Genomic DNA, 17360 nt, shown 5'->3' with positions numbered 1-17360 from the left:
GGTCTGATCAGACCGCATCCCCGGTTGAAGGCGAGCCGGCGAGGGCGTCGGCCATCCGCCGGCGGAGCAGTTGCCGCTCGTGGCGCGTCGGCGCGAGGTCGGCGGCGTGTTCGAGCTCTTCTGCGGCCTCGGCCGCCCGACCTAGGCGGATCAGGATGTCGGCGCGGACGGCGCCCAGCAGGTGGTAGCGGGCCAGGCGCTTGTCGTCCCGGATCGCGTCGATCGCCGCGAGGGCCGCCTCCGGCCCGTCCGTATAGAGCAGCGCGACCGCACGGTTCAGGTCGACGATGGGTGAGGGGGCGACCTGGGCGAGTGCGTCGTACAACGCGACGACCGCGGCCCAGTCGGTCTCGGCGAAGGTCCTCGCGCGGGAGTGATGGGCGGCGATCGCGGCCTGGATGGCATAGGGCCCGAGCGGCCGGCCGAGCTTGGCCGCGCGGTCGAGCATCGACAGCCCGTGGGCGATAAGGATGCGGTCCCAGCGCGACCGGTCCTGGCGGTCCATCAGCACCGGTGTTCCGTCCGGCTCGGCACGGGTGGCGAATCGTGACGCATGCAGCTCCATCAGCGCCAGCAGCCCGGATACCTCCGGCTCCGCCGGCAGCAGACCCGCCAGCACCCGGCCCAGCCGCATCGCCTCCTGGGCCAGGTCGCGGCGGACCCAGCCGTCGCCGGAGGACGCGGAGTAGCCCTCGTTGAAGATGAGATAGACAACCTCGAGTACGGCACCGACCCGGGCCGGCAGCTTGTCGGCGCCGGGTGGTTCGAACGGAACCTGCGCCTCGCTGAGGGTGCGTTTGGCCCGCGAGATCCGTTGGCCGAGCGTCGCCGAGGGAATGAGGAACGCCCGGGCGATCTCGTCGGTGCTGAGACCGCCGATGAGCCGCAGGGTCAGCGCGACCCGCGCCTCCCGGGGCAGGATCGGATGACAAGCTATGAAGATCAGCGTAAGTACGTCGTCGGAGATCGGGTCGGGCAGGTCGTCGGCGACGTCGGGCGTATACGGCTGCGCTTCCACCGCGATCAGTGCGGCCTTGCGACGGCCCGCTTCCTCGCGGCGCGCCCGGTCGATCGCCTTGTGCCGGGCCGTGGCCATAAGCCAGGCGCCGGGCCTGGGCGGGATGCCCTCGGCCGGCCACTGCTCCAGCGCGGCAACGAACGCCTCGGAGGCGAGGTCCTCGGCGACCCCCACGTCCCCGATCTGGCGGGCGAGGGTGGCGATCAGCCGGGGCGCATCCATCCGCCAGAGCGCCTCGATCGTACGCCGCACGTCCATCGTCATCCTTCTTCCCGGGGCGCCGGGCTCTCCTCATCGGCGCTGGCGGCGGCGAGAGTGGCATCGAAGTCTGCCATTTCATAAAACGGCCGGATCTCGAGCACCTGATCCGCGCCGTACCGCGGGTCGTACGGACATCTCTTGGCCCACTCGACGGCCTCCTCCAGCGAGCGGACCTCCCAGATCCAGTAGCCAGCGATGAGCTCCTTCGACTCCGCGAACGGCCCGTCGACGACCGACGTGCCGGTCTCGGTGAAGACCACCTGTGCGCCCTTGGCGCTGGGCTGCAGTCCCTCGCCGCCGAGCATGATGCCGGCGTTGACCAGTTGCTCGTTGTACACCTTCATCTGCTCGAACATCTCCGCCGTCGGCGTGCCCTTCTCCTCGTCGGCGCCAGCGCCCTTCGTCATCACCAGAACACGCATGTCGTCTCCTCCTGTCTCCGCGCTTCCCCCTGGTCCGCGTAACGCTAGCGGGCGCTGGTCCTGGTCAGGACGTCGGCGAGAAGCTCGTAGTCGACCGCCTGCCCTTCGCTGATGTCAGCGGCCTTCCGGTCGCCGTTGCCCAACGACCGGAGAATGCCCTTGACGGGATCGATGCCGCCGGCATTGAAGATCAAGAATGAGATCTTGCCCCGCGCGACGTGGATCGCTGCCACGTGCCGACTGTGGCTGGCGAAGTGCGGCTTGCCGTACTCCAGCCGCTCCTCGACGTCCGGGACCGTCCGATGGACGAGTTGCCGAAGCTTCTCGCACACCTCGACCTGCCACGGCAGTCCCCGGTTGATGTAGGTCGTTACGTCGTCGTTCATGTCGATCTCCTCTGGCTTCGGTCCTCGTCATCGTGCGGGCTCGTGCGTCACCGACACGCTCCGGTGCGCCTCGTCAGATCAGCTGACCGGGCGGTAGGTGACCACGACCACGCCGGTGTCGAAAGTGGTGCAGTCGACGAGCTCCAGTGCGGTGGCGCTCTCCGGCCGGAACAGGGGCTCGCCGTTCCCCTTGATCACCGGGTGGATCCAGACCCGGTACTCGTCGAGCAGCCCTGCCGCGGCGAGCGCGTCGGTCAGGCGACCAGTCCCCCAGATGAGGATGTCCCCGCCGTCTCGCTCCTTGAGTTGCGTGGCCTCGGCGACGAGATCGTCCCCGGCGATGACCGTCGCGGGTCCCCATGCGGCGGTGTCCACCGGCCCGTTGGCGACTACGTACTTCGCGATGGAGTTGACGTGGTCGGCGTAGGGGTTGCCGCCCATGCTCGGCCACGCCTGCGCCATACCCTCGTAGGTCATCCGGCCGAGCAGCAGGGAGTCCGCCTTGAGAGTCATCGTGAACGCGTACTGCTGGGACCGCTCATCCGAGTACTGGAACGTCCACTCGTGGGGGTTGTCGATGTAGCCGTCGAGGGTGGCGTAGGTCGAGGCGATGATCTTGCGCACGGAACTCTCCTGCGGGTATCTGTCCGGGCTGGCTGGGGTTACGGGGCTCGCTTCCGTACAGACTTCGAACAGGAGAGGGCGGCTTCGACAACCGGCCGACAAGTTTTTCAAGAGCCCTACGAGCCACCCCAGGACGGCAGCCGCGACGCGCCCGACGGCGTACGGCCCCAGTCCAGCCCCGCTGTCGTGGGATGTCGCGAATGGGTGACGATGCCGGTCAGGTCTGGGGCCGCGCGGGTCGCCGAGCTCCGGGCACACGTCGACGTCGGAACGGACCCGCCCGACCCACCGTGCAGGAACTGGCACGTGTGCAACTGACGGGGCCGGGTTACACCTGGGTCGTCTTCTGCTTGAGGCGTTCGTAGGGGGTTTGGCCGCCAAGGGCTCCGTGAGGGCGATGGTAGTTGTAGTAGTCCTCCCATTCGCGGCTCGCGCACGCCGGCCTTCCGGGCGCGGCACAAGGCGATCTCTTCCCGCTCGGCGAACGACAGGTAACGGCCCGACACGCTCGGGGCAAGGCCTGGATTCACCCCGCCAGCCTGGCGAAACCAGCGCGTCCCGACCGCTGGCGACACGCCGACCTCCGCTGCGGCGTCCTCCGACGTCGCCCCGCGAGCGATCGCTTGCCAAAACCGGATGCGGTCCTGTCGCCAGGCGACCGTTGGCCGCCCCGGTGACGGAATCTGACCGCGATACAAGCGGACAGCCCGCTGCTTGTTGCCCAGGCCCATGCACAACACCTCCGGGGACGGAGTGTTGCGACGATCAGTTGAATCCGCCTTCGCTGCCGCGATCCGAGTGGAAGATCACCCCGTCGACGGTCCCGCCCCTGGTCGCGGCGGCCATCTGCAACGCGGCGACCGTGAGGGCGGCATCGTGGTGGGCGGACATGGCGTAGCCGAGCATCCGGCGGGAGAACAGGTCCTCCACCGTCGCCAGATACAGCTTGCCTTCGCCGGTGGGGATCTCGGTGACATCGCCGCACCACAGCACGTCCGGCGCGACCGCGGTGAACTGTCGTCGCACCAGATCGGGTGCGGCCGGCCGCTTCCCTGGCCTGGTCAGCCCCCGGGGTTTGCGGCGCTCGCGGGCGACCAGGCGAGTTCGGCCATCCGCGCCGCCACGGTGTTGACCGAGACCCGCCACCCGTCCTGGTGCAGGTCCCGGGTAATGCGCGGGGACCCGTAGGTGCCCGCGGAGGTGGTGAATCTCGCGGCGATCGCCGTATCCAACTGGTCTTGGCGCAGTTGTCGGGTAGTGGGCGCCCGATCACGCCACTTGTAGAACCAGGCCTGCGAGACACCCAGGATTCGGCAGGTCAGCGCGTGGGGCACGTCATGGTCGGTCTTCTGGGAAGCGATAAAGGCCGCCACGCTAACCGGCCCGTTGCTTCCTTCACCCAGAGGACCACCGAGCGCTTGAGGACATCACGCTCCATCTCCAGCTCAGCGCGTTCTTTGGCCCACTCGGCCTTCTGACTGCGCAGCCGCGCCAGTTCTTCACGCTCGGACTCGGCCAGCTCCCCGCCTGAGCCGGTGTCCTGCTCGCGGGCCAACCGGTCCATCTGCACCCAGTTGGCCAGCGTGCCCGCGTTGATCCCCAGGTCCCTGGCGACCTGAGCGATGGACTTACCGGTCTCCCGGACGATGCGCACCGCACCCGCCCGGAACTCCGGATCGAACCTGCGTCTGGTCTCTCCCACGCCCAACCCTTCTTAGGTCAGGTCTCCACGATACGAGGGGAGAGCCAGTCAGTTTTAGAGCTAGGCCGTGCGCGCTCGGTCCGCTGCGTTCGACATCAAGTGGATGTACGTCCGTAGCGTGAAGCCAGGGTCTGCGTGACCGGAGTACTCGTGGTTGAACGTGTTGCGATTCAGGGCACCGCCGTTCGGGCCGGGGAACAGAAAGAATGCGCACTATGCCCCGCAGACATACTCCATCCGACCGAAGCCACACGATTGTGGCTCCCCCTGTCTGCTGGATCACCGCCAGTGGGATGCATCAGGCGCCATCAGAGACATACGTTGGCTCCATGACTCGCGATCTCATCCCCCGAGGTTCAAGGACGCGACGACTACAGTCCACCATTCCTTGACCTGACTGATCGGAGCGCCACGATGAAACCGGATCCGCAACGACCCGCCGACACCACCATGATGGGCGTCGTCCACGACGCGTACCGCCGTGACTTCGGGCGCGCTCGGCACGCCTTGGCCACCCCGCCGTACCCGGACGGACCTCGCCGCGAAGCGATCGCCGAGCACGTGGCCTGGCTGATGCGGCTCCTTCATGACCACCACACCGGCGAGGACGACGGGCTGTGGCCGCTGGTGCTCCGGCGCAATCCGGACTCCGCCGCAATCATCGAGGCGATGGACGCCGACCACGCGCGCATCGCCCCCGCGATGGAGACGGTCACCGCGGCCGCCGCCAGGTATGCCGGTGACGACGCTGCGCCCGCCCGGACCGAGCTGCTCGCCGCCTTGGACAACCTCTGCGAAGTGGTGCTGCCGCATCTGCGTCGCGAGGAGGACGAGGCCATGCCGGTCGTGTCTGCCAGCATCACGGCCGCCGAGTGGGACGCCTGGGACCAGAAGCACAATATCAAGCCGAAGCGGCTCATGCAGCTCGGCGAGGAGGCGCACTGGGTGATCGACGGCATCGATCCCGTCCGGTACCAGTTCGCCATCCACCTGCTCCCAGCCATTCCACGGTTCATCGTGCTGCGTGGCTTTGCTCGCAAGTACCGGCGCCGAGCGACGACCGTCTGGGGTCCCGGCACGTATGGGCCGGCGACGACTCCGACGAACGCCTAAGCCTTCAGCTGCGGGAGTGCAGTATGCGGCGCATCCGGTCAGCCCGGTCCAGGAGGTTCGTGCGGACGACCGGGACAACCTGTGCCGCCAACTCTTCCGCTCGTCCCACGAAGGTCAGGTCGATACCGAACAGCGGGAAGAGCCATTTGGTGTAGGTCCTCGCCGGCACGGTTCCGCTGCGGTGGATGTTCGGCACGAGATCGAGGTAGGCCTCCGCGTAGGGCCTGAGCAAGTCGTCCTGACCGGCGCTCCAGAACGGCGTCGCAACTGAGTGGACCGAAGCGATAGGCACCGCTCGGTCCGTCACCAGCGTCTGCCACACCGCTTTCTTCTCTGCCGCGTCCGGGGTCGCAGCGCGGACCTGGAGCCTACTGACCCACGCTTCGGGATCCGGGTCGCGGTCGAGTAGCGCCTGTGCCTCGGCTGCGGTCGGGCTCCCGAGCTGAGTCTTGCGAACCAGTGCTCGCCACTGGAGATCGATGTCCTCCCCGGCCTCGGTCTGGAGCCACGCCACCTCCTCCGGTTCGGTCGCAGTGCGGGCGAAGCCGCGCAACGCCGCTTTGCGGTAGGCGCCGACGCCAGAGAGGCTGCGGCACGCAGCAGCCACTGCTCGCAGCAACTCGTCCCGCTCCGACTCCGGGCTCCACAGATCTGCGGCCTCGACAGCCAGGTTGAGATACGGCTCGATCACCGACGCGGACGTCTCGACAGCCAGCACTCCGGTCAGGCACTGCACAGCTTCGGCGGCTGTCGCTTCGCCGTTGATCAGCATGTCCCAGGCCGTGGTGACGGCGACACCCCGCGCTGTCGCAGTGGGCAGGCGGGCGGCGTTGCGGAAGAACGCGTCTTTGCTCGTGACATCTGGTCTTGTCGAGGCGAAGGTCAGGTCTTCATCGTTGACCAGATACAGGTCGGCTCCTGCTGGCAGGTCGAGCCGGGTCCGTTCGCCCGCTACCTCGACCTCGACGAGTGCCATGCGTTCAAGATGGTCCCCGGAACGCTCGTAGGCGCCGACGGCAAGCACATGCGGGCGTGGACGGCCACCCGGTCCCTGAGCGACCAGGGCAAACCCATCTTTGTCGTGGTCAAGAGTCAGCCGGTCGGTGCCCGCTGTCTCCAGCCATCCCGCACGCCACTGGTCCAGGTCACGTCCGCTGGCATCGGCGACCGCATCGATCAGGTCCTTCAGCGTGGTGTTGTCCCAAGCATGCGTGGCGAAGTAGTTGGTCAGACCCGCGGAGAAGTTCGCTTCGCCGACGTACGTCATCAGCTGGTGCAGTACGGACGCGCCCTTGGGGTAGGTGATGGCGTCGAAGGTCGCTGCAGCCTCGGAGACGTCGCGGACCTGCTGGCGGATCGGGTGCGTCGTCGGTCCCTGGTCCATGAAATAAGCTTTGAGTTTCTCGCCGGCCAGATGTGCCGTCCAGGCATCGGTGTAGGACGTCACGCTCACCGCGGCCCAGTTGCTGGCGAACTCCGCGAACGCCTCGTTCAGCCACAGATCGTCCCACCAGCGCATCGTGACGATGTTGCCGAACCACATATGCGCGAGCTCGTGCAACAGGTACCGCGAGAAGATGTCCCACTCCGCCCTCGTCGGAGTAGTCCTGCGCAGGAACCAGTCCATCCAGGTGACGCACCCGAAGTTCTCCATCGCGCCAGGGAACTCGGGCGTGAAGACCTGGTCGTACTTGTGCTGCGGAAACGGCATGCCGAACTTGCCGGCGAAGAACTCGAGCCCCTGGGTGGTCAGGGTGAACAGTTCGTCGGCGTCCCGGTCCAGGATCGAAGCCAGCGACTGCCGGGCGAAAAGCCCGAGATCATGACCAGCTCCGCGACGACGCAATTCGTAGTACGGGCCCGCGTTGATCACAGTGTTGTACGCCGCCAGCGGCGGCGTCGGCGGGAAGGTCCAGCGTCGCACAGAGCCGAGGTCTTCGAGCTGCGGGGCACCGCTGTTGCTCAGCACCCGCCAGCCGGCAGGAGCGGTCACGGTGAACGCCCACGGCGCCTTGAGGTCCGGCTGATCGAAGCAGGCCAACACGTACCGGGCGTAGTCGGGACTGAAGTCGGTGTAGACATACGTCTCGCCGTCGGCGGGATCGACCGCCTTGTGCACGCCCCGGCCATCGGCCGAGCACTCCGTCACCGAAACCACCGTGAGGACGTTGCTCTCGGCAAGATCGGTCAGTGCGATCCGGCCCTCAACAGCCGACCGCAGCACGACTCCGTTGAGCGTGGCGCTCTCAACCATCGCCGCACAATCGACAAAGGTCTCGGCCCCGGGCTGGTGACACGTAAAGGTGATCATCGACTCGCACCGGACCCGCGAACCTGTCAGCAGATCAGAAAGGTCCACGGCAACGTCATACCGCTCTACCGCCAGCAGGCTCGCGCGCCCCTCTGCCTCGGTTTGGGTCAGACTCCTGCCGCTCATTGCTTTCCCTCTCGGAGATTCGTGCATTCGCTGCGAACCACCCGTTCAGCAGCAACCGGTCCACGTGAATCGGGGTGTGTCCATCGCGGCGCCTATCGGCTGATCGGCGGCTTCCTCCCAGACCTTGGAGGACAGAGCACCCGGAAACGGTAAACGATCACCTCTCCGCTGCATTGAGTAGTCCCTACTCGCCTGATGCCGTGGAGCCTGGCGATCACCCGATTGAGAAATAGGGTGCCCAGTAGCCTAGTGCCGGCCGTTGGCGTTCGTCTTGACCGCGGGACAGGCGGCCGACAGCCCACAGTTCATCCCGGTGCTGGGGAAGATCAGGGTCCGCGGCCCAGTGGGGCGGCCTCGCACCAGGCCGGACGCGGTCGCCGGGGACAAGGCGTACTCGTCCCGCAGCAATCGCGCCCGCCTGCGCAGGCGCGGCATCGAGGCCATCATCCCGGAGAAACGGGACCAGGCCGCCAACCGGAAGACGAAGGGCCGCAAAGGGGGACACCCCATCGACCACGACGCCGAGCTCTACAAGGAGAGGAACACCGTCGAGCGCCTGATCAACAAGCTCAAGGCGTGGCGGGGCATCGCGACCCGCTACGGCAAGACCCCGGAAAGCTACCTCGCCGGGCTTCGGCTGCGTGCCTCGGTGATCTGGATCAAAGATCTCACCCGAACCAGAGCCGAGAGCCGAGAGCCGCGCAGGTCATCGAGGGACGTAGCTTGTCGGGATCCCAGTTGTGGGCTCTGAGCGGCAGCTCATCCTTGCATGTCGGGATTTCGGTGGCCCGCTGCCGCCCGGGGAGTGGGGATTGTGCGCCACCGGCGCGGTGTCGGCCCGCGTGGTCAGATGAGGGCGGCGACCAGCAGGGCGAAGGCGGCGATGAGGACAGCGACGCGGACGTAGTGGAAGCGGTCCCAGCGGTTCGTCTGCTCCTTCCAGTCGGCGGGCCGGTTGTCAGGGGTCCACGTCTTGCCCCGGTTGTTGATCGGGACGAGCAGCAGGAGCGACATGGCCACGCTGAGGATCAGCAGCGCGCCGGCGGTGACGGTTAGGCCGGCGCCGTAGTGGTGCCATCCGGCGACGGCCCAGACCGCGACGAGGACGAGCGAGCCGATGTACCAGACCGGCATTACGGCGCCGAGCATCCGACCCCCGTGGGCGCGGCCGAGTTGGCCACTGTCACCGGGGAGTGCGTTGAAGATCGGGTTGATGACGAAGGCGACGGAGAACTCCACCCCCACCATCAGGCCGACGACCACGGTGGTGAAGACCTCGAGTGCGTTGAGCATGATGACCCTCCCGAATCTAGTGTTGCTAGATGATGAGGCAACGCTAGTACTGCTACCGCTCGCTTGTCTAGCGATGCTAGGATCAACCCGTGTCGATACAGGAGCGCAAGCAGCGCGAACGAGCGGAGCGCGAGCGCCTCATCGTGGCGACAGCCCGCGAACTCGCCGAGCAGCAGGGCTGGGACGCAGTCACCACCCGCCAGCTCGCCGAGCGCATCGAATACAGCCAGCCCGTCCTCTACAGCCATTTCCGCGGCAAGCGCGAGATCATCGGCGCCGTCGCCCTCGAGGGTGCCACCGAGATGGCCGCGGCGCTGCGGGCCGCGGCCTCCGCCGCGGACGGTCCGCGCGCCCGGGTCACCGCCCTCGCCCGCGCCTACCTCGACTTCGCCGAGCGTAACCCGGCGGTCTACGACGCCATGTTCGAGCTTGACGGCGGCCTGGCCTTCGCGAACGAAGACACCCCGGAACCGCTGAAGGACGCCTTCGCCGCCCTGCTGGAGAGCCTCGGCGAGGTGGCCGGGGACGGCGTCCACCCGGCGCTGTTCACCGAGGTGTTCTGGGCGGCCCTGCACGGGCTGACCACCCTGACCCGAGCGGGACGGCTGCCGCCAGGGGACACCGAGCCAAGGGTGGAACTGCTGGTGGACCGGCTCGCCATGGTATGACACACCATCCCGGCGGGCACCCAGCCGAGGCCCTCGGGCCCCGCCGCTGCCTGCCTGCGGCATCGCTCCGGTCACTCGCGCCCACACGGCGCAGCGGCAGATCGCCGGGCCCCGCACCCCCAGACGGGCACCCGCCCCGGAAGCTGCGATGCTCCTGTTCAAAGCCGAGCTGATCCGCCGCTACGGCCCCTGGAAGAACATGGACGACGTCGAGTTGGCAACCCTGGAATACCTCGGCTGGTTCAATCACCGCCGCCTGCACACGGCCTGCGGCAACATCCCGCCCGCAGACTACGAAGCGATCCACTACCGTCACCAACAGGCCGCACTCACCGCGGCAGAAACCAAGTAGCCGAGTGATGTTCACCGAGTTCCGTGGAGCCGGGTTGGTTGGCTGTCATGCCAGCTGGGTGTTTGAGTGAAGCATCTCGTATTCGATCGGGGTGAGCATTCCCAGGGCGCTGTGGCGTCGTTGCCGGTTGTGGAAGATCTCCAGGTATTCAAAGATCGCGTTGGCGAGCTCGATGCGGGTCTTCCATCGTTGGCGGTTGAGTAATTCGGTCTGCATGCGGCCCCAGAACGACTCGATGACCGCGTTGTCGTAGCAGTCGCCGATCGATCCCATCGACGGGACCAGCCCCGATGCTTTGGCGCGTTCGGTGAATGCCCAGGAGGTGTATTGCACCCCGTGGTCGGAGTGGATCACCGTGCCGGCCTGCGGGGTGCGGTTGTGGATGGCCATGCCAAGCGCGTTGGTCACCAACGCCGCGGTCTGAGCCGAGTCGATGGACCAGCCGACCACCCGCCGGGAGTAGACGTCCAAGACGACGCAGCAGTAGACCTTGCCCTCGCGGGTCGGATGTTCGGTGATGTCGGTAACCCACAACTGGTTCGGCCCGCCCCTGGCGAACAGCCGATCGACCATGTCGGTCGCGGTCGGCACCTGTGGAATCGGACGCCGACGGCGGGTGCCGGGCAGGCCCTTGATGCCGGCACGATGCATCAGCATGGCGACGGCGCCGTACCCGACCGCGATGCCGCGGCCGAGCGTGAGCTCGGCGTGCACCCGGCGGCCTCCGTAGACGCCGCGAGAGGCGGTGTGGACCTCGCGGATCATGTCAGTGAGCCAGGCATGGCGCAGCGCCCTGGCTGATGGCGGGCGAGTACGCCAGGCGTAGTAGCCCGACTCCGACACACCCATCACCCGGCAGCAGACCTGGACCGGGAAACCTTCGCCAGCCATCACCGCGATGGCCTCGAACCGCCTTTTGGGGACACCACCTCTCGCAGCAGCTCACTGGCCCGCCGAGTCACCGCCAGCTCGGACTCCAACTCCGCAATCCGTCGCCGCGCGGCGACCAGTTCGACCTGATCTGAAGACGTGATGCCGGGCTCGAGCCCCGCGTCGATGCGGTCCTGCTTGCGCCAGTTGTAGATCGTCTGGTCGCTGATCTGCAGATCCGCGGCCACCTGCTGAACGGTCCGGCCGCCCTTGAGTAGGTCCAGAACCTTACGACGGAACGCGGGGGGATAGCTCCTCGGCATGCTGACCTCTCCTGAGGATCGAGACATGCCAGTCAACCAAAGCGACTCTACGAAAGCCGGTGAACATCAGCCAGGCCTGCGTGCTGGACCAAGTCGTAGTGTTCTCCGCCGGGTTGGAAGTCTGGCTGTGGGAAAATTCGGGGGGTGTCGCCGGTGTGCATTGTGTGCAGGCCGTTGAGTTCGCGGGCGAGTTCGGCGCGAACGTCCGGCCTGGTCGTGTCGATCACCCCGCTGGACAGGCCCCGAATGGAACCGAGATCGTAGCCGCCCGCTGCGGCCTGGAAGCGCAGTTCCTCGAACAGTCGGCGGCTGCGGACGGCTGGGGCCAGCGCGGCCACTGAGCAGCCGGGGGCAAGTAGGCCCCTGTCGTGGGCGAGGCGCAGGCCGTAGGCCGCGTTCTCTCTACCGTTGCGGGCCTGCTGTTCGAGGACGACGGTCTCGGCGGGCAAGCCCTCGGCCATGGCTACCGAGGCCAGGAAGACGGCCTCGGGGATCTCCAGACTAGGGAGGCCGCCTGAATCTTTGCCGATACCCCCGGAGAACAGGATGGTATGGACCTCGCCGCGCTCGTGGAGCCGGGCAGCGGTGCGACCGACCTCCGGATCGGCGCAGGAGAAGACGATGAGCAGGTCTACGTGCCGCTCGGGATCCTGCTTCGCGCCGTGCGGGCCAGCCATCACAGTGGCCAAGCGGCTGTAGTCGGACGGGGTAAGGCTGGGCGCGGGCATCTGACGGTTCCAATCTTGATCACTAGTGTGCCGGGGACGATCTTTCGCTGAGCCGGTCAAGCCAAGTCTGGACAACAGCTGCCTCTGGGGAGTCGTGTTTGTCGAGAAGATTGCGGGCGTCTTGCAGGGAGTCCCGGGCGTGTCGGTTGCCCAGCTTGGACAGGAGCAGTCCGCGCTGGGCGAGTGCCCTGGCCCGGTGGAGCCATCGCTCCTCGGTGTCACCGAATAGCGCCACTGTCCTGTCCCAGCATGCGGCGGCGGCCTCTAGATCGCCTCGCGCCTCGTTGAGAGCTGCCTCGTGGCGGTAGAGATGCGGTTCGAGGTTGGCGTGGGAGACGGCGCCGCTGGCGAGCATGTCCCTCGCCGTTTTCAGGCACTCCTGGGCCGCATCGAGGTCACCGTGTAGGCGGTAGGCCTCGCTCATCGGCAGCTGGAGCGAGAGAAGGGAGACGTCCCGAACGCTGCTGGTGGATCTCTTCCACATGTCTTCGACGGCGCGGTAGCGGTTGATCGCCAGTGTGAAGGCCTCCTGCCTCCGGCTGAGCTTGGCGACTTCGAGGCTGACGTCGGCCAGCTCCCGTTGGACGACGATCGCCTCGTCCGGATGTCCGCCGTGCCTGCGATAATGGTCGGCGCTCGCGTTGAGGAAGCCAGTCGCCTCACTGCAGGCGGTGAGGGCGTCCGCGCGCCAGGCGGTGTCGCCGGAGTCCGAATCGTGCAGCCGGTCATGAAGGTCGCGGATTCGGACGTACCTAAGACGGCCGCTGTCGCGAAGGAGGCGGGCCTTGGACCACAGGTCGTTGAGAGCATCGGCCGAACGCAGGCCCGCTTCGATGACGCTGGCCCATGTGCCCCAGTGGTGCTGGATGTCGAGGAAGTAGAAAAGGGCAAAGGCTAGCCGGGGCGCCTCGGATGGAGGTGGCACGAGCTCACAGGCGGCGGTGGCAAGGTGGACGAGATTAGCCCGTTCTTCACCGAACCACCTGCTGGCGGAGGCAGGATCTGCTCCAACCGTCCTCGTGCCGTCGTCGTTGCGCCAGTCGGCCAGGAACTCCGCATCGACCATGGGGTTTTGTTTGTTCACCACGTTGAAGGCGTGGTTGACGCAGCCATAATAAGCCGGTAGGACCCGGGAGTAGAATTCGAAGGCGGCTCCAGGCTCCTCCTCCTGAATGCGCCGGGCCAACGCAAAGTCGTAGAGCAGGTCATGAATGTCGAACCGTTTGCCCCGGCTCGTGATCAGGCCCGTGTCCCGGAACTCACGGATCATTTCGTCGGCCTCGGCGAGGCCGATACCGCCCGTCAAAGCGACGGCGTAGGCGTCGATGCCCTCGCCTAGCCGTAGCGTGAGCAACCGGTAGATCCGCCGCGCGGCCGGGGTGAGCGCATTGTAGGACCACGAGTAAACCGTTTCGAGGTTGGTTTCCTCGCTCCGGGTTCCGCCAAGGGCTCGCAGGGTGCCACGCCACTCAAGCTGTTCGGCGACATCCTGGAACCTCAGTTCCCGATCGCTTGCGAGGCGCGACGCCACGATGCCGAGGGCCAATGGCAGGTGGAAGCAGAGCTCGGCCACGCGCTCACGGTCATCGAGCTCCGTGTCCCCGCGTTCTGGAAGCCACCTGGTCAACAGCTCCAGGCTCCCGTCCGGGGAAAGCCGCCGCACCTCGCGCCGCACCAGGTATTCCTTAACGCCAAACCCGATTAGCGGACCACGGCTAGTGATGACAACGATCGAGGTCCCAACCTTCGGAAGGAAATCGCGTATCGCCTCGGTCTCCCCCACATTGTCGAGCAGCAACAGGTGAGAGGAAGCCTCCAAGTGCCTCCGGATCATGCGTGCGCATTCATCGTCTTCCCGGGGGACGAGATCACTGCTGACCCCGAGGCGTTGGAGCAGTGCCTTCGCCACGTCGGTGCGGGTAAGCGGACCCTCGGCGGAGAATCCGCGTAGATTAAGAGGTTCGAGGGCCTTGCCGATGAAGATGCCGCTTTCGCAGACCCGCGCAGCCCACTGTTCTGCGAGCATAGTCTTCCCGACGCCAGGGCTGCCAAAAAGGACTATCACGCACGGGCGGTCTTGGCGCCGGAACTCGGCACGCACTTTGTCCAGGGCTGTGATGTCGTCATGTCGTCCGCCGAATCGCGGATCGCTGGCGACCAGCTGCTTGGCGGCTTGGATCGCGCGTCCCCGCGCCGCAACCCACGGTTCCGGGTCCTGCCCGCAGGCCTTGACGATCTTCCGTAACGTACGGGTCTGCGGCAGGCGAGTGGTGCCTTTGACGATCCCCTGCACTGTGGCCGCGCTCAGGCGTGCCTTATCGGCGAGCCTATGTACGCTCCACCCGCCGGAGTGGAACAGCTCCTGTAGCTGCTCCCGTAGTTGCTCGCCGGTCTGGATCCGCGCCGGGTCGATCCCCATCTTCTAGCTCCCGTTGGGCGTTCGCTTCCATACCAGAACTGAGCACACACCCCTCCACTGTGACCAGGGCCGACAAACAACTATCGATTTCGTCTCGAAGTCGAACGCCCTCAAAGCCGACCCTGCTGCCACCAAGCTGTTTAGGAAAGGACTCTCTGGTGAGTAGCAGCCCTTACCCGACCCGCCAGGCCAGCGGGCGACGCCCGCGAACGCAGGCCCCCACCCCCAGCTCCGTAGCTACCACCGCGGAGACGCCCAAGGCCAGCGCAGTGATCGTCCTGGTGGTGATCGCTTTGGTAGTGGGCACCCTGGCCGCCAAGGCCATGGTCACGTGGGCTGCCACGTGGCGCTTCATCATCATCTGGGCCGCGTTGTGCCTGCCCTTCACCATCTACCTGCTCCTGCGATGATGACAATCCCCTCGTTCCGTTGAGGCCCTGCTTGATCATCTTTGGGCTTTAGGATCTTGCTCGTTCGCCGCGCGTCCTCGCGTCGGGCAGGCCCCGTCCTGCCCGCTTCTCCTGCCCTCCGGGCCGTGGAGGCTCCGGGGTCAAGGGCGGCCGTAGGCCGTCGCACCGCGATCGCGAAGCGACTCTTCCCGGTACGCTGCGCCGCGCCCCGGGCCCGCACGCGGTCCTCAAAAGGCCGTGGCGGCTCATGCCGCCTCCTTGTTGCTCTGCCGTGCTGCGGCTCTGCGTGCCCGCCGGGCCTGCCTGGTCTCGGCGATCCGAGCGCGGATCTTGTCCTGCTCGGCCACCTCCAGCCGCTCGAACTCCACCGGCGGCCGCAACCCGTTGGCGGTATGCAACCCCTGATGATTGAATCGTCGACCCAGGCGGCCACCGGCCGGCGCGCCTCGACGTGACCGGTGAACGGCCCGGCCAGGCCGAACAGCTCGAACTCCATCGAGGAGAACAGCGACTCGGCCGCAGCGTTGTCCAGCGCCGATCCGCTGCGGCCCATCGACTGCTCGATGCCCAGCCGCTGACAGGCGGCCCGGAACAGGTGTGCGGTGTACTCGCCGCCCCCTTCGGTGTGCATCACCACCCCGGTCACGCTCCCGCCGCGCACGGCCACCGCCATCTGCAACGCGCCCAGCGCCAGAGCCGCATCATGGTGGGCGCTCACGGCATACCCCACGATGCGGCGGGAGAACAGATCCGACACCGCCGCCAGCTGCAACGTTCCCTCCCCGGTGGGGACCTCGGTGCCGTCGCCGGCCCACCGCCGGTCGGCAGCGGGCACCGTGAAGTCCCGCCGCAGCCGGTCCGGAGCGTGCCAGCGGCCGCCGTCTGGGCGCGTGGTGTTCTTACGCCCGCGGCCCGGCCGGGCGGCCAGCCCCCGCCCGCGCATGATGTCCGCCACCGTGTTGTCCGAGACGCGCCACCCCTTGCGGCGCAAATGCTCGGCGATGCGGGGCGATCCGTCGGCGCCCTTGCGTTCCCAGAACATCGAGACCACCGCCTCGGTCAGGCACGGCCGCCGCTGTTGGCGGGGACCCGGTCCCTCCCGGGCACGGCCGAGCCATTTGTACAGCCAGGCGACCGAGCGGCCCACCGCCCGGCACGAGGTCGCGTACGGGATACCGTGATCGGTCCTGTGAGCGGCGATGAACACCGCCAGCTTCACCGGGTCGTGTCGGTCACCCACAGGACCAGACTGCGCTTGAGGACTGTGAGACTGAAAGGGCACCGCCCGGAACGCTCAGGTCTGACCCAGCTTGAGACTGGCCGTCGTGCCTTCGTGATGACCTGTCGCCTGAGCGTGGGCGGTGCCGCCGACCAGGCGGGGATGTGTCCCCATAGGGGCCTTGCGAGCGCATCGTCACAGTCCTGACCTCCTCTGCCTGGCGGGCGACCCCCTGCCCCGCTTTCGAGGAGCCCAGGTGACCCCCACAGATGCCCCCACCGTGGCCGAGCACGACACCGAGCAGGTCGTGCTCGGTGTGGACACCCACGCCGACGCCCACGTCGCAGCCGTGATCACCGTGATGGGCGTGCTGGTCGGCACCAAGTCGTTCCCCGCCCACGCCAACGGTTACGCAGCCCTGCTGGACTGGGCGCGGGGACACGGGCGGCTGCGACGGGCCGGCGTCGAAGGCACCAGCTCGCACGGAACCGCCCTGACCCGGCACCTACGCCGCAACCACCTCCAGGTCCTGGAGGCCAACCGGCCCGACCGGGCCACCAGGCGACGGCGGGGCAAGACCGACGCCATCGACGCGGAGAACGCGGCCAGAGCGGTGCTGTCCGGGCAGGCCACCGCCATCGCCAAGGACGGCGACGGCGCCGTCGAGATGATCCGCCTGGTAAAGATCGCCAAGGACTCGGCGGTCAAGTGTCTCCGCTGGTGCATGCCACTACCAGCCTGGCAACCCAGCCGGCTCTACGCCCGCTACCATACGGGCGCTGAGGCTCGCCGAACTCTTGCTGCGAGGACGGTCGTACGAACTGGACGAGACGGCACGGCGGTACGCGTGGACGGATTGCTGCTGGAGATGCGGCGGGTCTTCGAGGGTTCGTCACCGTGGCGCTGGCGGAGGCATTCCGGCCTTACGGCGGGCGAAGCGACCTACAGAATCGGCGTCACGCACTCAATCTGACACTGCCACCAGCGCAGTTGCTCGCCGCCGTCTGAGGAATTGGCGGAAAACGTCCTCCGGCCCAGCATCGATCGCGAGCGCGTGCCAGCTGATGGTCATCAGGACAGGTGTCTCGTCGGGGAAGAGGCCTGGCAACTCCGTA

At 67.1% G+C, this 17360-nt stretch carries 18 protein-coding genes and 3 pseudogenes; 6 read left to right on the top strand and 15 right to left on the bottom strand.

Going from position 1 to position 17360, the window contains the following annotated elements; all coding sequences use genetic code 11:
- Positions 1-7 precede the first annotated feature (7 nt).
- From Mco01_RS31925 to Mco01_RS39360, 9 genes and pseudogenes are all read right to left on the bottom strand, one after another.
- Complete coding sequence (locus tag Mco01_RS31925; RefSeq protein WP_204060564.1) at positions 8-1282, bottom strand: RNA polymerase sigma factor; 1275 nt, start codon at positions 1280-1282, stop codon at positions 8-10.
- Positions 1279-1701: a YciI family protein gene (locus Mco01_RS31920; RefSeq protein WP_204060563.1), complete on the bottom strand. Its 423-nt coding sequence runs from the start codon at positions 1699-1701 to the stop codon at positions 1279-1281. Before Mco01_RS31920 ends, Mco01_RS31925 begins: the two co-directional genes overlap by 4 nt.
- A gap of 44 nt (positions 1702-1745) precedes the next feature.
- Complete coding sequence (locus tag Mco01_RS31915; protein WP_204060562.1) at positions 1746-2087, bottom strand: DUF1801 domain-containing protein; 342 nt, start codon at positions 2085-2087, stop codon at positions 1746-1748.
- Between the two features lie 78 nt (positions 2088-2165).
- The gene (locus tag Mco01_RS31910) at positions 2166-2711 is read right to left on the bottom strand and encodes a dihydrofolate reductase family protein (RefSeq protein ID WP_204060561.1); all 546 of its coding nucleotides are present in this window, start codon (positions 2709-2711) and stop codon (positions 2166-2168) included.
- 328 nt (positions 2712-3039) lie between these two features.
- Entirely contained in the window at positions 3040-3228 is a 189-nt protein-coding gene (locus tag Mco01_RS40320; RefSeq protein WP_372445001.1) for an integrase core domain-containing protein, read from the bottom strand.
- Positions 3140-3442, bottom strand: a pseudogene (locus Mco01_RS31900) (IS30 family transposase); the annotation flags it as partial. The gene Mco01_RS40320 and the pseudogene Mco01_RS31900, both read right to left, overlap by 89 nt.
- A gap of 34 nt (positions 3443-3476) precedes the next feature.
- Positions 3477-3857, bottom strand: coding sequence for a DDE-type integrase/transposase/recombinase (locus Mco01_RS31895; RefSeq protein ID WP_239104057.1), 381 nt, complete (start codon positions 3855-3857; stop codon positions 3477-3479).
- A complete protein-coding gene (locus tag Mco01_RS40315) occupies positions 3773-4045 on the bottom strand; it encodes an IS3 family transposase (protein WP_204060559.1) in 273 nt (90 codons plus the stop codon). The genes Mco01_RS31895 and Mco01_RS40315 overlap by 85 nt, the downstream gene beginning before the upstream one ends.
- Complete coding sequence (locus Mco01_RS39360) at positions 4030-4413, bottom strand: transposase (protein ID WP_239104056.1); 384 nt, start codon at positions 4411-4413, stop codon at positions 4030-4032. The genes Mco01_RS40315 and Mco01_RS39360 overlap by 16 nt, the downstream gene beginning before the upstream one ends.
- A gap of 414 nt (positions 4414-4827) precedes the next feature.
- Between Mco01_RS39360 and Mco01_RS31880 the strand changes: the two genes are divergently transcribed.
- Positions 4828-5526 (top strand): hemerythrin domain-containing protein, encoded by a 699-nt coding sequence (locus Mco01_RS31880; RefSeq protein WP_204060558.1) that lies wholly within the window; start codon positions 4828-4830, stop codon positions 5524-5526.
- A gap of 4 nt (positions 5527-5530) precedes the next feature.
- Here the strand turns inward: Mco01_RS31880 and pepN are convergent, their stop codons facing one another.
- The gene (pepN, locus tag Mco01_RS31875; RefSeq protein ID WP_204060557.1) at positions 5531-7963 is read right to left on the bottom strand and encodes an aminopeptidase N; all 2433 of its coding nucleotides are present in this window, start codon (positions 7961-7963) and stop codon (positions 5531-5533) included.
- A 250-nt stretch (positions 7964-8213) separates the two neighbouring features.
- Between pepN and Mco01_RS31870 the strand changes: the two are divergent.
- Positions 8214-8642, top strand: a pseudogene (locus Mco01_RS31870) (IS5 family transposase); the annotation flags it as partial.
- Positions 8643-8809: 167 nt separating this feature from the next.
- Here Mco01_RS31870 and Mco01_RS31865 read toward each other — a convergent pair.
- The gene (locus Mco01_RS31865) at positions 8810-9256 is read right to left on the bottom strand and encodes an anthrone oxygenase family protein (protein ID WP_204060556.1); all 447 of its coding nucleotides are present in this window, start codon (positions 9254-9256) and stop codon (positions 8810-8812) included.
- 89 nt (positions 9257-9345) lie between these two features.
- Here Mco01_RS31865 and Mco01_RS31860 point away from each other — a divergent pair, with 89 nt between their 5' ends.
- Together Mco01_RS31860 and Mco01_RS31855 are read left to right on the top strand one after the other, a co-directional pair.
- Entirely contained in the window at positions 9346-9924 is a 579-nt protein-coding gene (locus tag Mco01_RS31860; RefSeq protein ID WP_204060555.1) for a TetR/AcrR family transcriptional regulator, read from the top strand.
- Between the two features lie 46 nt (positions 9925-9970).
- Complete coding sequence (locus Mco01_RS31855) at positions 9971-10276, top strand: IS3 family transposase (RefSeq protein WP_307825710.1); 306 nt, start codon at positions 9971-9973, stop codon at positions 10274-10276.
- A 45-nt stretch (positions 10277-10321) separates the two neighbouring features.
- On the opposite strand, the pseudogene Mco01_RS31850 reads toward Mco01_RS31855, so the two are convergent.
- From Mco01_RS31850 to Mco01_RS31840, 3 genes and pseudogenes are all read right to left on the bottom strand, one after another.
- A pseudogene (locus Mco01_RS31850) lies at positions 10322-11469 on the bottom strand (IS3 family transposase).
- A gap of 47 nt (positions 11470-11516) precedes the next feature.
- A complete protein-coding gene (locus tag Mco01_RS31845) occupies positions 11517-12197 on the bottom strand; it encodes a YdcF family protein (RefSeq protein WP_204060553.1) in 681 nt (226 codons plus the stop codon).
- Between the two features lie 22 nt (positions 12198-12219).
- Positions 12220-14616 (bottom strand): helix-turn-helix domain-containing protein, encoded by a 2397-nt coding sequence (locus Mco01_RS31840; RefSeq protein WP_204060552.1) that lies wholly within the window; start codon positions 14614-14616, stop codon positions 12220-12222.
- Positions 14617-14885: 269 nt separating this feature from the next.
- Here Mco01_RS31840 and Mco01_RS31835 point away from each other — a divergent pair, with 269 nt between their 5' ends.
- The gene (locus Mco01_RS31835) at positions 14886-15026 is read left to right on the top strand and encodes a hypothetical protein (protein WP_204060551.1); all 141 of its coding nucleotides are present in this window, start codon (positions 14886-14888) and stop codon (positions 15024-15026) included.
- On the opposite strand, the gene Mco01_RS31830 is transcribed toward Mco01_RS31835, so the two are convergent.
- Positions 15001-16266, bottom strand: a complete 1266-nt coding sequence (locus Mco01_RS31830) for an IS3 family transposase (protein ID WP_204060550.1) — start codon at positions 16264-16266, stop codon at positions 15001-15003. The two genes, Mco01_RS31835 and Mco01_RS31830, sit on opposite strands and share 26 nt — an antisense overlap.
- Positions 16267-16501: 235 nt before the next feature.
- On the opposite strand from Mco01_RS31830, the gene Mco01_RS31825 reads away from it, so the two are divergent.
- Positions 16502-17218, top strand: a complete 717-nt coding sequence (locus tag Mco01_RS31825) for an IS110 family transposase (protein WP_204060549.1) — start codon at positions 16502-16504, stop codon at positions 17216-17218.
- The last annotated feature ends 142 nt before the right edge of the window (positions 17219-17360 follow it).

Source organism: Microbispora corallina (assembly GCF_016863035.1).
GTDB classification, from domain to species: Bacteria; Actinomycetota; Actinomycetes; order Streptosporangiales; family Streptosporangiaceae; genus Microbispora; species Microbispora corallina.
The sequence above is the reverse complement of the archived record's forward strand: the minus strand, read 5'-3'. Positions and strand labels throughout refer to the sequence as shown.